The 13817-nt window shown below is 56.9% G+C and carries 10 protein-coding genes and 3 pseudogenes; 11 read left to right on the top strand and 2 right to left on the bottom strand.

Going from position 1 to position 13817, the window contains the following annotated elements:
- Window positions 1-1013 precede the first annotated feature (1013 nt).
- From CTP10_RS40455 to CTP10_RS40440, 4 genes and pseudogenes are all read left to right on the top strand, one after another.
- A pseudogene (locus tag CTP10_RS40455) lies at window positions 1014-1214 on the top strand (LysR family transcriptional regulator); the annotation flags it as partial.
- Window positions 1215-1283: 69 nt separating this feature from the next.
- Window positions 1284-1886 (top strand): hypothetical protein, encoded by a 603-nt coding sequence (locus CTP10_RS40450; protein WP_116323569.1) that lies wholly within the window; start codon window positions 1284-1286, stop codon window positions 1884-1886.
- The gene (locus CTP10_RS40445; protein WP_116323570.1) at window positions 1883-2995 is read left to right on the top strand and encodes a helix-turn-helix domain-containing protein; all 1113 of its coding nucleotides are present in this window, start codon (window positions 1883-1885) and stop codon (window positions 2993-2995) included. Before CTP10_RS40450 ends, CTP10_RS40445 begins: the two co-directional genes overlap by 4 nt.
- 213 nt (window positions 2996-3208) lie before the next feature.
- The gene (locus tag CTP10_RS40440) at window positions 3209-3454 is read left to right on the top strand and encodes a hypothetical protein (protein WP_116323571.1); all 246 of its coding nucleotides are present in this window, start codon (window positions 3209-3211) and stop codon (window positions 3452-3454) included.
- Window positions 3455-3607: 153 nt separating this feature from the next.
- On the opposite strand, the pseudogene CTP10_RS40435 reads toward CTP10_RS40440, so the two are convergent.
- Window positions 3608-3810 (bottom strand): annotated as a pseudogene (locus tag CTP10_RS40435) (hypothetical protein); the annotation flags it as partial.
- Between the two features lie 1248 nt (window positions 3811-5058).
- Between CTP10_RS40435 and CTP10_RS40425 the strand changes: the two are divergent.
- From CTP10_RS40425 to CTP10_RS40395, 7 genes are all read left to right on the top strand, one after another.
- Window positions 5059-6468 (top strand): protein kinase domain-containing protein, encoded by a 1410-nt coding sequence (locus tag CTP10_RS40425; protein ID WP_158577767.1) that lies wholly within the window; start codon window positions 5059-5061, stop codon window positions 6466-6468.
- 3 nt (window positions 6469-6471) lie between these two features.
- Window positions 6472-7623, top strand: coding sequence for an ATP-binding domain-containing protein (locus CTP10_RS40420; protein WP_116323573.1), 1152 nt, complete (start codon window positions 6472-6474; stop codon window positions 7621-7623).
- Window positions 7624-8264: 641 nt separating this feature from the next.
- Complete coding sequence (locus CTP10_RS40415; RefSeq protein WP_147316327.1) at window positions 8265-8993, top strand: hypothetical protein; 729 nt, start codon at window positions 8265-8267, stop codon at window positions 8991-8993.
- Window positions 8994-9076: 83 nt separating this feature from the next.
- Window positions 9077-10465 (top strand): AAA family ATPase, encoded by a 1389-nt coding sequence (locus CTP10_RS40410; protein ID WP_116323574.1) that lies wholly within the window; start codon window positions 9077-9079, stop codon window positions 10463-10465.
- A gap of 681 nt (window positions 10466-11146) precedes the next feature.
- Window positions 11147-11443: a hypothetical protein gene (locus CTP10_RS40405; RefSeq protein WP_062799344.1), complete on the top strand. Its 297-nt coding sequence runs from the start codon at window positions 11147-11149 to the stop codon at window positions 11441-11443.
- Window positions 11444-11546: 103 nt separating this feature from the next.
- On the top strand, window positions 11547-11864 hold the full coding sequence (locus CTP10_RS40400) for a hypothetical protein (protein WP_062799346.1): 318 nt from the start codon (window positions 11547-11549) through the stop codon (window positions 11862-11864).
- Window positions 11865-12052: 188 nt separating this feature from the next.
- A complete protein-coding gene (locus CTP10_RS40395; protein WP_062799347.1) occupies window positions 12053-13111 on the top strand; it encodes a DMT family transporter in 1059 nt (352 codons plus the stop codon).
- A gap of 27 nt (window positions 13112-13138) precedes the next feature.
- Here CTP10_RS40395 and CTP10_RS40390 read toward each other — a convergent pair.
- Window positions 13139-13219, bottom strand: a pseudogene (locus CTP10_RS40390) (H-NS family nucleoid-associated regulatory protein); the annotation flags it as partial.
- Window positions 13220-13817 lie beyond the last annotated feature (598 nt).

Genomic DNA, 13817 nt, shown 5'->3' with positions numbered 1-13817 from the left:
TGTCATCAGTTTTGTGTCAACAGCCGTCCCACACCCAACCCTTCAGGACATACCAACAGTTGACATAGCCCGCCTTATGTCAATTTCCGATAGCGTTGCAAGGATACATAAGAATAAGGAGGGCCCCAGCGGCGCATTGACGCGCACAGCCATTGTCCAAGGAACGCAGCGCCTTATACAGCGTTAGGAACGTCTGATGAATGCCCTTGACGCGGTGTCGCGCAGATCTTACGTACGAGCTTGCTTTGCGGAAGGGTCAGCTTTAACGATAACAGTCGTCGTAGGACCAGCGCTCGGCTTTATGTTCGGATCGCCTGCCGGAGTCAAACCTGCCGCACGCGTCATGGCCACGGCTTGCTCGATACCGCGTCCGACTACGTCTTGAAAGCGTTGACTCATGATGTAGTGGATCAGTTTTGAAGCCATTGCGCCTTCCCTCTGGGGTTCGTGAGTTCATCATAGCGGGCCACGCAGCCTGGTGCGCAAGGGCAGCATGGGCACGCCAGTCGAGGTGTCAGGCGTTCTAGCAGGAACTACGCGGGCGGGCGCACACGCGTCACCATCGACCATCCGGACTCGCCGGATGCGTTGATGGACATCGCGGCCGAAGCGGTCCAGACCATCTGGCAAGCGGCCAACGAAGCCGCCACCGGCGAGTTGGCCACGCTCCGCGCCGAAGCCCGCCATGCGGCCAGCGCCGCCGAGGCCGGGGGCACGCGACGCGCACGACGCCGAGCAGGCGGACTTGGCTGCGGAGCGCCAGCCGCACGCGGCGACCCAAACGCGGCTGGAAGCTGGGCGGGCGGAGCTGGAGGCTGCCGGTCGGCAACGGGCGGAACTGGGTACCCAATTCTCGACCGAACTCGAGCGCGCTCCCGAGCAGGAATGACCATGGCGCAGGAGCGGGAGCCGGTACGGGCTTTCCTGCCAGTGAGTTGCCCCGCCCGGAGCTCATCATGCCCGCCTGGCTGGCAACGCGCCCCCTGACCGCACCACGCGCCTGTCGCGCCTGACGCCGAGTGGTGGCGACCGGCTATGGCGCGGCCCTGCTGGAGGCCACCACGCCGGCGCCGGAGGCGCGCGTAGTGATGCGGCCGCTGCGGCCGGCGTTGTGGTGGCACCAGGGGTTGGCGCACCCAGCGGGGAAGGGTAGCCGAGTTTTGATATGCTTTATAGGGCACGTTTTTGCATGGAAAAGTGGCGTGTTAGGTTGACAAGACAGGGAAATTGCACAAAAATGGGTTGACGTTTTTAGAAATCCGCACAATTTGGATATTTCGTCAATGAACCTACCGCTTCCTGACCATTTTCACGCCGCTCTGGCAGCCGATCGCCTCAGCATCATCGGGGACATGCTGATCGCCGAACACTTTTCGACTGCGACTGATCTTCAGAGCGAGTTCGACGACGGATATTCGCGGGGGTGCACAAGGTTCGCACGGCAAAAGAACCGGTTGCGCTCTGTAGCGCTGTCGGGTGAGTACGATTGGCTCCAACTGCTTCACGCCGGCAACGACCTTGTCTTTAGCATTGGGGGTATTCCTTGCCGATTCACGACGGATGACCCTTCAAATCCGACGAAGCCGGCGGTACTTTCGGTCACTCCGGTGCAGCAGTCCTTTTTCGATGCTGTGGATGGCGACGACGAACCGTGCAAGTTTTGCTTTATCTTGGATGGTGGATACGAGGAAGCTGAAGATCCCCGCGTAGTTTTCCTGGGCGAGGATATCCGGGGTCAGGTTCGCTGCCAGTGGATCTCGAATGCCACCAAGGCGCTTCACATTGTTGCCGCGAACACGCCACCCGCTAAGGATGTTGGACGTGCGCCCGTCGGCCCCAAGCGGGCTGACTCAGACTCGGACACTGCAGCAAATAGTGAAGAATGACTTTTATTGGTTCGAATCTGCGTAACGCCCGGCTCTTCCATGGGCTATCCCAACAGGAGCTGGGCGATAACATCGGCTGTTCAAAGCAGTTTTTGAGCCGTCTAGAGTCGGGCGTTGACCTACCGTCACTCAGCCTCGTCACAAAGTTCTGCGAAGCGCTGGCTGTCATGCCCGAATTTTTTTCGGAACCTGACCCGATGCCGATCGCTGACGAGCAGTGCCATTTCCGGAAGCAACTGACAACGAAAGTTGCGCTTCGTCAAGTGGCGCGTGCCCGTGGCGAGTTTTTGAAGCGCATGGTGAACGTCATGGACAGTCACCTTGACCTTCCCCGGTATGACTTTGAGGAAAGCGATTCGAGCAGCGCTGAGCTGATTGAGCTAGCAGCAGAAAGGGCCCGTGAGCATTGGGGTTTAGGTCTGGGTCCCATCCAGAATATGACTCGCGTTGCCGAGAACGCTGGCGCCGTGGTGATGCCAATCACCGACCTTGCGCCGGAGATTGATGCCATATCGTTTGCCACGCGCCGTCCAGTGATCGCAATGAATGCGGAGAGCCGTTCTGCATGCCGATCCCGCTTTGGCGTCGCTCACGAAATCGGTCATCTATGTCTGCACATTGGAGTGCAAACCGGTGACCGGCTTACTGAGTCCCAAGCGAATCGGTTCGCCAGTGCATTCCTTATGCCTCGCCGGTACTTTGCAGCGGAGTGCGGAGCGGCGCAGCGGGGATCAAGACTCAACTGGTCGGCGCTCTCGGACATCAAGTTTCGCTGGGGGGTTTCAAAGGCTGCGATCCTATACAGAGGACGACAGCTCGGCATTTTCTCCGAAGAGCAATATCGCAGCGGCGTCATTGGTTTGACTCGTCGAGGCGAGGCTCGAGCTGAAGTGGAAGACTCTCAGATACAGCTTGAGATCCCCGATTTGATCGCCGACAGCATGCAAGTATTGCGAGAAGCGTTTGGGATTTCACGTGGAGATTTGGCCCGGGAGATGAGGGTCCGAACATCGCTTCTTGATCAGCTTCTTGCGGCGCGTTTTGATCAAGGGGCGTTCGCAACAAGGCCTGAGAACGTAGTGCCGATCGGCCTAATGCAACATGCTTGAGAGGGATGCCGGCTGCGGAAACTCGTCGCCCGACGCCTGCTGGCGCTGGATCGGCATGGCGTAGCGAAGCACGAGATCACGCCCATAAGACTCGATTACCTAACATGCGGGGAGTGAAGCCGGCGCGATCCAGCTTCCTTCATTTGCGCCGACCGACGTTAGCGGCTGCCGTATTGGCCTGTTCGGTAGACTGGCAGCTAAGGAGGATTCAGCATGGCCACGAAGCTTTCCCAGTACATCATGAGCGAGAAGTGTCAGGAAGCCATTGCCCGCGCTGTTGTCAGGGCGGCTGAAGAAGCTAGAGCGGCTGGTTTGCCTCTGGCCGGCGACCAAGTTTCGGTTCCGCTATCGAAACCGCGCATTATGGTGGTGTTTCCTCCCCCGAGGCCCACAAGCAACGGAATGGGTGTGGCCAAGCCCAAAACCACGGAACAAGCCGAGACGAAAACCGGTGAATAGGCAGCGGTGCTGATTGAGATGCCTCGATTAAGCGGATCTGCCGGGACGCGCTGAATTAGAGTACCGCCAACTGCAAGGCGGCCAACGAAGTGTCCACCGGCGAACTGTCCATGCTGCGCGCCGCGGCTGCCTAGCCTCGGGGTCCCGGCTTCGCGGCCAGTTCGAGATCGACTGCGACGCGGCGCGCTGACCTTTCAGTCCGCGGTCGCGGGCAACGTCGGAAAGCAGCGCGGCAAAACCGGACAGATCCTGCGCTGCCAGCGCCGAGTTCAGAACTTTGGCGATCACCTCGGGCGAAGCCCCGCCCAACCGATCGATTCGGCGTTGGCGGCGGAGTTGTGGGGCAGGTCGGACATGAGGCTTCAGTTTGAGGTTGCGCAGGCAAGACGGGGCATGTCAATTCGCCCCGTCGTCGCGAAGAACCACGCGGCAGGCGTCCCGGAACGGTGTGGGGTGGCGCGGTCGCCAGGACATAGGGCGACTGCGGCGTCGGGGACATCGCCGGCCTGCGGTTGCATCGGGAGAACCATGGCCATGGTCTCTGGTTCCGCCGGGCGGATCCACCCCCACGATCGGTTTCCGCGCCTGGCGACGGCCACGCGCTGCGCTGCAGGAGGGGGCGTCAACGCGCAGAATTTTGTCCCGAGCGTCTCCGTGGTTTTCCATATCCGGAGCAGTGCGGCGGCAATCGGTGATCGCTGCGCGACGAGGTCTGTCGCGCGCACCGGTGGCGAGCCAACCCATGCCGAAACCCCTTGAGCGTGGCGCGGCGTCGCTGCCGCGAGAAGCAGTTTTATATCGTTGTCTAGCGTGACAGTTGAGGCTTCAATCTTTGATAAGGGCGCTTATCATAGATACATACCGCAGGCGCGGCTGGAGCGGGTAGGGCAGAGCCAGAGGTCGCCGGCCGGCAACTGGCGGAACTGCGGACCCAATTCTCGACGGAGCTGGAGCGCGCCCGCGAGCGAGGGGTGGTGTTGGGCGGCGGCGCAAGGCTGGAGGCCCGGCGCCGAAGGCGAAGGAGGAATCGAGCGCGCCTGCGGTGCTCCTCAACCCTGATAACGCCAACGATGGCAACTAAAAATGAGCGGGCGGACGCGATCCGCTGGATCTAGCCCCAGATGGACCGACTACGGCCTGACGATGGAGGATCTGGAGGCAGCGGGGCTTCGATTCGCCGCCCCCCCGCCATCCGCCTCCCGGTTTGCTACCGGCAACGCCGAGGGGATGAGCTGGGACGGGCAGGGGGAGATGCCCGCCTGGCTGCGGCCGGCGTTCAATGCGGGACAGGGTATGAAGTTTTTCCGGGCTCAATGCACTGACTCGGGTCAGGCGTGGAGCCATGCAGAGTTTTTCTCAATGCATGTGGGCTCGTTGGGGCCTCCTGTCTGACGCTGAACGTTGCCCGAGGCGCGATCGCACGGGTGAAGCTACTCTGTTTCGCCGTACTGTCGACAAGTTTAGTCGCATTGCGCGTGGCTCTGAAGCGTGTAGCCGCCGTGATCGACTGTTACACTCTCTTACAGGAACGATCAATGAGCTAGGATCACGGCCTCGAGCAACGCGCTACCCCTAGCCGAACATAACGAACCCTAGAGATATTCGTGGACTCGACACAAGCCAAACAATTGACAGACAGCCTACAAGGGCGAGCAGTCGGTGGCTGGAACATTGATGGCTGCTTCGGCAACGGCAAGTCAGCCGTGGTGCTTCCAGCGACAAGAGATAGCTGTAAAGCCGCTGTTAAGATATTTCATCCTGAACTCGTTGAGCGATACGGAAAGGCAACTCAGCTTGAGCGCATCCTCCGCGAAAAAAGCCTCATCAATGCAGAGCATCCGAATTTAGTACGCATCCTTGACGGCGGCGAGTGCTCGGACACTGGGCACTTGTTCGTCGCAATGGAGCGACTGCCCTATCCAAACCTGCACCAAGTTATTACAGCCCTGCCGCAAGAGGCGATACCCAAGCTGATTTCCCAAGTAGCTTCCGCAGCGCGATTCTTGGAGGACCGCGGAATGGCTCACCGGGACATAAAGCCAGAGAACATCGCAATAACCCCCGATTTCTCAAAGGCAATCCTTCTAGATTTGGGAGTGCTGCGGCCGATTGGGCTATCCAATCTGACCGACGTTGACCAGCGATCCTTTATCGGCACATTGCGCTACAGCTCTCCCGAGTTCTTACTTCGCCAAGAGGCCGACACATTGGATGGCTGGCGGGCGTTGACTTTTTATCAGCTCGGCGCCGTCCTCCATGACATGCTCATGAGGCGACCGGTTTTCGAGGAGTACTCTGAGCCATTTTCGCGCCTAGTCGACGCCGTTAGGACAGTTGTTCCGAATATTCATTCGGCAGACGTACGATGTGTCACGCTGGCAAATCACTGCTTGGTAAAGAGTCCGGTGACACGCCTTGAGCTCGTAAAATGGGCTGATTTCTCCGATACCCCTTTTCAGAGCAGCACTCAAGTTTCGGCGGCTCGCGATCGAATAAGGCAACGCCAGAAATATTTCCACGCTGCAGCAACAGAGACTGTGGTGCAGCCCGCTGATCAACGGCGATTGACCAGACTGGCCCTCGACGATCTTTGCAATCGACTGGAATCACGCATAGCTGCACTAATGAATTATCTTCAGTGCTTCCCGCTTCGAGCAACAAAGTCGAACAAAGATGTGAATAACAGGAGATCCACGATCTGTGTACACTTCGAGCCAGACGACGAAATGGGGCTGAAGCATCGCCTAACGGTGATGTTTGACATCTGTCTTATCGATTTCAATAACGGGACTCCGATATATAAGGCTGCGACCTCTGCGACGCTGTCGGAAGAGGAGGTGGGAGCTGACCAGCTGCAGCCCGCTAAGCAATTTTTTGTCGGTGAGATCCAACAATTGCTGGATGGACCCGAACTAGAACAGCAATTTCTCGAAGCATTGGAAGGCGCATACCAAACCTATGAACAGGGAGACGCACCGCCCTCTGGTGACGTACTCCGATTGACCAAGGAATAAAGAATGAGCAGCACTTGGTGGCGGGACGTAGATGACCTGGTAAAGGAACAGGCAGACCTGCTGGACATTCCTACTGACGAAAACCTGCTCGTTAAGGGACCTCCTGGCAGCGGAAAGACCAACCTACTTCTTCTGCGTGCAAATCAGCTCTACTTAGGCGACCGCCCTAACTTGCACGTTGTCGTATTCGGCTCCCTGCTAAAGCAGTTTATTCAAATTGGTGGCTCGCAGTACAAATTTCCGCCTGACAAGATCGTCACTCACACAGCCCTGTTCAAGAACATCCTCCGTTCCGAGAATGCGGATTTTAATGACTCGGGTATGAAACTGGAGGACGCGCGCGCAGAGCGAGCCAGCCGCATACAGGAGCTTGTCAAGTCGAAAAAAATTGGAGTGCAATTTGATGCGCTCTTATTGGACGAAGCTCAAGACTATACGCCTTTAGAGGTTGAGCTTCTGCACAGGCTCACAGAAGTCTTGATAGCTACGGCAGACTCGCGGCAGCGCATCTACAATGTGGACGACTGCGTCCCGACACTGGAGAAGTGCATCGGAACCGTCTATCCGCTGAAATTTCACTTTCGAAACGGGCTTGAGATATGTAGGCTCGCGGATGGCATAGTGAAAGGGACACCGGGATACATACCGCTCCAGCAGCACTCGAACTATCAAGAGCAAGACTATCCGTCAAAGGTCTCAACCAAGTCGGGGCTCGGCATTGAAGCTCAAACAGCGGCCATTGCGGCGCAGATCAATGACCAGCGTTTCGCTTATCCGGAAGACCTGATCGGCGTACTATGCCCGCGAAACGAAGAGTTGGATGCGATCGCGGAAGGCTTGCAAGCTGCGGGGTTGAGCGACTTCATCACTCGGGCGAACTCCGATGCATTCGAGCCAAGTCGCCCGATTTGGCTGTCGACTCTTACGGCGGCAAAAGGCTTGGAATTTAGAGCGGCCCATATCGCCGGCCTCGACTTTTTATACCGGATGGGTGGAGTTCAGAAACGCTTGATTTACACTGGAATCACTCGGGCGAAGACGGCTCTGACGCTTTACTGGGAGCAGTCGATCCCTGGCTACTTAGAGGCTGCTTTGCTTGCTGTAGCCCCCGCGAAGAAACCTGTCACCAAGCAAAACATTTTCGGCAAATTTTGACTATGTGGCACGCACAACTTTCAAGACGACAATTTATTGAGCTGTGCCTAGGCACATTCGATTCGCTGGAAGGCAAATTGCAACGCGCTTCGGGCGTCTATTGTGATGAGGACGCTTTGGTACTCCATGCATATTGGGAGCGTGAGTCAGAGACCCGGTACCTGCCGCCGAATCTCGTGGTCATTCCGACGAAAGAGGTTGGCGAGCTTCTGAGGGCTATCTTAGCCAGCCCTCAGGCCCCAAGCCCCCTATCATCAGTCGTTCGCATCCTGACGACTGAAGAAGCAAGGGGTCACTTCGGTACGGACCCATATGGATTGGATGACGGGATTCTGCCAGTCCTTGTCGCACTTGCGATGACTGAGGCCGTCTTGCACACGGAAGGTCGTGTCGGACTTCGCCAATTGACTCCAGCGCTCTGCAAGCGAACACTTTCCTTCGCATGGGGACGTGCACTTGCCGCCAGGACGCCGGCAAGGTCATTTGACATACTGCCCGACAGATGGACGGAGGCATACGGCCTCATTAGCTCGCACACTCCGTTGAGCACCGCTCACCTAACCATTGGGGCCTCAATGGCCCCGCTAAATGCAATCACGCAGATCGCGCTTGGCAGGCCGCCAGAGGGACCGGCGAGCAAAATGGCCGCTACTTTGCTATCTGACGACGAAGTTTCTCAAGAGAATGCGTGGGGACAACTTGCTGCATTCATCGAAACGCCAGTGACCCTCAAGGCAATCCGCGCAGCAAACCGCGAGGAGCGCGCAAGCCTGTTGCAGCACGCCCTTCGCAAATCCACTTTGCTGGTCGACGAAAGCAGAGCCGCCGCATGTGCGTTCATTGCGACGCAGGTCGCTCCTGGGTCGCTCGAACACCTTGAATTACTCAGAAACGCTGCTGATCCATCAGTATCCGCTTGGTACTCGCTGTATGCTGCCTTGCAGTCTCCAAAGGAAATACTGTCCGGCCAGGGTGGCTTCGGCGTACGTCTTTTGAGAGACATGGCACGAGCAGAAGGTCATATTGACCGGCCATCCGCGGATTTGGCGTATAGAGAGCTTAAGGCATTGGAGCGGATTGGAATAGATGCAGTGTCGCGCCGACTCGGACACGTCGGCGAAATTGAGGTGGAATTGCTCCCCTTTGTTACTTCGAGCTTCACATATCAGGCAAAGGCGGGCCGGCCGCGCGTCGAACAGCATCAGCTTTCCTTTGAAGCCGATCAACCCACGCTGCCCGCTGCCGCTGAAATATCCACAAAAGCGCGCATCTCACAGCTGCTGTCCAACCTGTCCGCCCTTGTGCAAGAGCTGCCTGACCCCAACTCTGAACCGAGCACACTACGTCGGGGACGTAGGAGACAACAGTGAACTCCTAGTCAATAGAAGTTTCGCCGGCCTCAATGTAGGGCCGCCATGTTTGTGGATCAATTGCCAACACTCGAACACTAAGAATGACTATTGGTGGATTTGATAAACATAGCTTTGGAGAAAAGCTTAATGATGTTCTGTTTGCGTCACAGCCGATACAGTCGGTCGAGCACCTATTTGGCAGAAGGGACGAGCTTGACCAGATAGAGAAGGCTCTCTTTGCGGCGGGCCGAAATATCTTCATTTATGGGGATCGCGGCGTAGGGAAGTCGTCACTTGCAGCAACTGCCGCAAATCAATACCAGAGCGCAGATGCGGCTCATGTAGATATCGGCTGTAGCCCGGATGCCACGCTCAAAAGTATTGTCGCCAACATCGCCTACCAAGCATTGGATGCTAGTCGCCTCAGTCGCAATAAGAAATCATCTACCTATACTGCCGACCTTCGTTTCTTGAAAGCCGCGGTGACAAGTGAAACCTTGCCCGTTGACTTGCACAAGGAGATCATCAGCCTAGCCGATGCAATAGAAGTTCTCCGCGAGGCGGCTCTTCTACACTCCGAAAAACCTATCGCAGTACTGGATGAGTTTGACCGGATATCCGATGCCTCAGAGCGAACTGCATTTGCTGATCTATTGAAGCAAATGGGCGACAAGAAAGTGCCGATGAAGCTGATTTTTACCGGGGTCGCTAGTTCTCTCGACGAATTGCTAGGAGCCCATCAATCAGCGATTCGTCAATTGGAGACAATCAATCTTCCCAAGCTCAGTTGGGATGCACGATGGGGAATAGTGCTAAATGCGGCCGAAGCATTCGGTCTAAGCGTCGATAAGGAAATCTACATCCGCATAGCGGCGGTGTGCGACGGTTATCCGTACTACGCACATTTTATCACTGAGAAGATACTTTGGTGCGCGTTTGACGATCCTTTTCCTGTAACGGAAATCAAGTGGTCCCATTACCATCAAGGCCTGCGTGTTGCAATCGACAGCATAAGTGCCGAACTCAAGAGGCCATACCAAGAGGCAGTCAACAAACGAACCAGTGACTATGAGGAGGTACTTTGGGCAACCGCAGACTCTGAATATTTGGAACGCTTTACTAAGCAGATGTTCTCCTCCTACGAATACATTATGCGTCAGCGGCGCGATAGCGCCGCGCTGCCCTATGAGAAGTTCGCTGCGCGGATTAGGAAGCTCAAAGAGAAAAACTATGGATCAATCCTAGTTACGGCCTCTGGTAATCAAGGGCTTTATACGTATCGTGAAAAGATGTTAAGGGGCTATGTGCGGATGCAAGCGGAGGCGCACGGCATTGAACTAGCTGGGGAGAAAATCGATCAGACTGTGAAGCATCACATGCGGCTACCAGCAAGTCTGGGCCGCGGCTACTACATTTCGAAACCCCCGCCAGGTATCCATTGGGGACGGGAGCGGGAAAACAAGCCTCGTGATGGGGAAGTCGAGGAATAGCTTCGTCCGGGAATCCCTTCGGAGAAGTGACTGCAACCGTCAAATTGCCGCCTGGCTTTCGCCTGACGCGCGACAGCGCTGCCCTGGACGCATGGGATTCACGGCAGGGGACGCGTTTGCGTCTGGATACCCGGGTACAACGACCACTGTCATCTTGCTGTGCGACGGTCAGATCGTCGGCCGTTAGCTGGCAGCCAGGATTGAACATAACGGTTGTTATGCGCATTGCATATGTTAGGCCCAAATAGTAATGTCGTACTTGAGCCAAATAGAATCCTCTAACGTAAAGTTGTCCGGTAACTCGACGTAAAAGTGTCATGCATTGATCTATGAGGCACTTTTTATCTTTTCCGTACGGCTTTACGTCGCGGTTTAGCTGCCTGACTTGGGTTCGGGCGCGGATTTTCTTCCCGTTCGGGAAGATCCAAGCGGCACAGTCTCTACAAGCACGCAAAACTTCCCGCTCGGGAAGAAATCTTCGGCTGAGAGGTCCTGGACGGTTTCGACCCGGCCATCTCACGTTCGGGTGTCAGCGCTCTGGCTCACGTTCAGGTGGCAGCGCTCTGGCAGCCGTGCGTGGCTCCCTCTAAGGTCACTTCGGCCAACATTCTGACTCGCCCACTGAAAACCGCTTTACCATCACAGATGGGAACGGAACGGGCTGTCTTAGCCAGAACTGCTATGTCACTGCAACAGAAGATGCGGCTCTTGTCGGCCTGGCTGCCGGCCGGGCTTCCTTACGTCGAGACTGAAGTCGGCTCCTACCTCTACCTGCATGACGTCCCGTACGAGTTGGAGAGCATCCTTGCTCGTTGGCTGCTTCTGCAGCCTGATCTTACCGACAGAGATCTCTCAACTTGCGTTCTGGTCGAGGGTGGCAAGGGTTTAGCCATTACCCGGGAAGGATGGGAAAGTTTCCTCTGCTGGCTCGTCGAAACACTTCGAGCCAAGCTTATCGACATGGAGCAAGCCCAGTAGCAACGCCTTCGTGCCCCCCTTTTCGGTCGCCCTCCGTCTTTGATACGGAAGGCGCGTCGCATTAAGGTGCCCATCCGGTGAACCAATCAGGCAAGGAACCACTATGTTGCGGGTACGCATTGAACTGCTGCCAGACGGCGATGAGGAAGCAGCTACGCTGCTTGCTGCTGTCGATATCAGCAATGACGGTAGCGGTACGCAAAGTACCGGGCATTACAACGCCGTCTTGAAGGAAGCGTGGCGAACTGCAGGAGACCAGCAAGCCATCTATACCACGGAAGCCAAAATTCACGATGTGGACCGCGAACTCATCAGGCCGGTCCAACTCGTTAGCATCGCGCTGCAAGTCCTCGCCCCGGTGAAGCGAACAACCGCGACCTCTTTAGATTCGTGGGGAGAAATCGTCCGCGGGCCCGAGTAGTCCTTCATGAGGACGTTTGCGGAGTCGCCGGGCCAAGCGCTGCCTAAACCGCCCGCCCTGCATGGTTATGCAATGCAAAAATCGCACAACCGTTATGTTCAATGATCCTGCTGGGCCACCTGCCGGCGGGAGGCGAAATTTCTTGCAGCGTTTGTTGAAACATAACTGTTGCCATCGCACTGTCTGACATGTCCATTCGTTCTGCCGCCCCCGCGCTCGCTGCTGCACTACTGTTCGGAGCAAGTACGCCGCTGGCCAAAACCCTGACGGGTTCTGTCTCGCCACTGTTGCTAGCGGGCCTGTTGTATCTGGGGAGCGGTTTGGGTCTAGGTGGATACCTGCTTCTAAGACGGCTTGCTCGGAAGCCTGCTAACCAGCCGCCATCGCAACCGCCAATCCCACGTCACGAGATTCCATGGCTGTTGGGAGCGATCCTGGCTGGCGGCGTTGCTGGTCCGGCGCTTCTGATGACCGGCCTTGTCGTCACGAACGCCGCCTCTGCCTCGCTCCTGTTGAACGTCGAAGGCGTCTTCACCGCGCTTATCGCCTGGATTGTGTTCAAAGAGAATGCCGACCGGCAAATCGTGCTCGGCATGATCGCCATCGTTGCCGGAGGCGTCCTGCTGTCCTGGCAACCAGAGGCCGCCGCCTTGTCCCCGGGTGCGCTGCTTATCGTCGCAGCCTGCGGATGCTGGGCAATCGACAACAACCTTACCCGCAAGGTGTCATCGAATGACGCCGTCCTGATCGCGTGCCTGAAGGGCTTGGTGGCAGGTGCATGCAATACCGGATTCGCACTGGCAGCCGGCGCCAAGCTGTCGGCCGGACTACCGCTGGCATCGGCGCTGCTGATCGGATTCGTTGGCTATGGTGTGAGCTTGGCGCTGTTTGTGATCGCGCTTCGCCACCTTGGTACCGCCAGGACGGGGGCTTACTTCTCGGTGGCACCACTGTTTGGCGTGGCGATCTCTTTCGCGTTATGGCCGGAGATACCCAGTGTCCTGTTTTGGCTTGCTGCAGCGCTGATGGCGTTAGGCGTGTGGCTGCATCTGCGGGAACGGCACGAGCATGAGCATATCCACGAGGCGATGGAACACACCCATGCCCACCGCCACGACGAACATCACCAGCATGAGCATGATTTTCCGTGGGACGGGTTGGAGCCGCACACGCATGCCCACAGGCATGCCCCGATAGTTCACAAGCATCCTCACTATCCGGATATTCATCACAGACATTCGCACTGAAGTGGCCGAGATGAATACCGTTCTTACCTAGGCTTCTTCTGCGATCAGGAACCTTTTGGGGTTCTTGCCAAGCCATGCCGGTTGGCGACCACGGCCGGACCAAGTCTTTTCTTTTGACACGATCATCAGGGGCGCTCAATCCAATAGGAAAGCCTCAATGTAATGCCACTTGAATTCAAGGAAAATTGGGCCAGGAGGATCAACGTGAAGCAATGACCGATAATAAGTGAGAGAAGATGCTGCGCTGACTTTTTCGGGTCATTAGGATCCACTATGGTGGAAGCCGGAGGCATCCCTTGGCTGGCTCGCTGGCGGGCCCGTCAAAGCTGGCTGCCGCTGACTATCCTTTGATGTCGTGCGAGCCACATTGTCGAACGAAGTCCACTCTCGGATTTGCCCTACCCTCGGGAGGCATCTTGGACGGTGAGGTCTGTGTGCAGGACAGCATCAGCTCTTCCATCAAGTTTGCGAAAAGTCCCTCACAGCCGCGGCGTGGCCATAGCTTCGAGCGGAATCGCTCGGCAGGCTGGCGACCACTGGTGCGAAAGCCGCGCTGCGATGCAGCACAGTCTTAACTTGCTTCCGGCAAAAAATCAGTTTAAGGTGGCCCCTCGGTGTGCGCGTCCTGCGTGTCCCTGACACCGGCGAGTCCATTTCCATTCCCCTCATCCTTCGTGGAGTTCGATCCACGGACCAGCTATCGTAG

Origin of the sequence: Cupriavidus sp. P-10 (assembly GCF_003402535.2) — a bacterium.
In the GTDB taxonomy this organism is placed as follows: Bacteria; Pseudomonadota; Gammaproteobacteria; order Burkholderiales; family Burkholderiaceae; genus Cupriavidus.
This window is presented reverse-complemented; position numbering and strand designations above follow the sequence as displayed.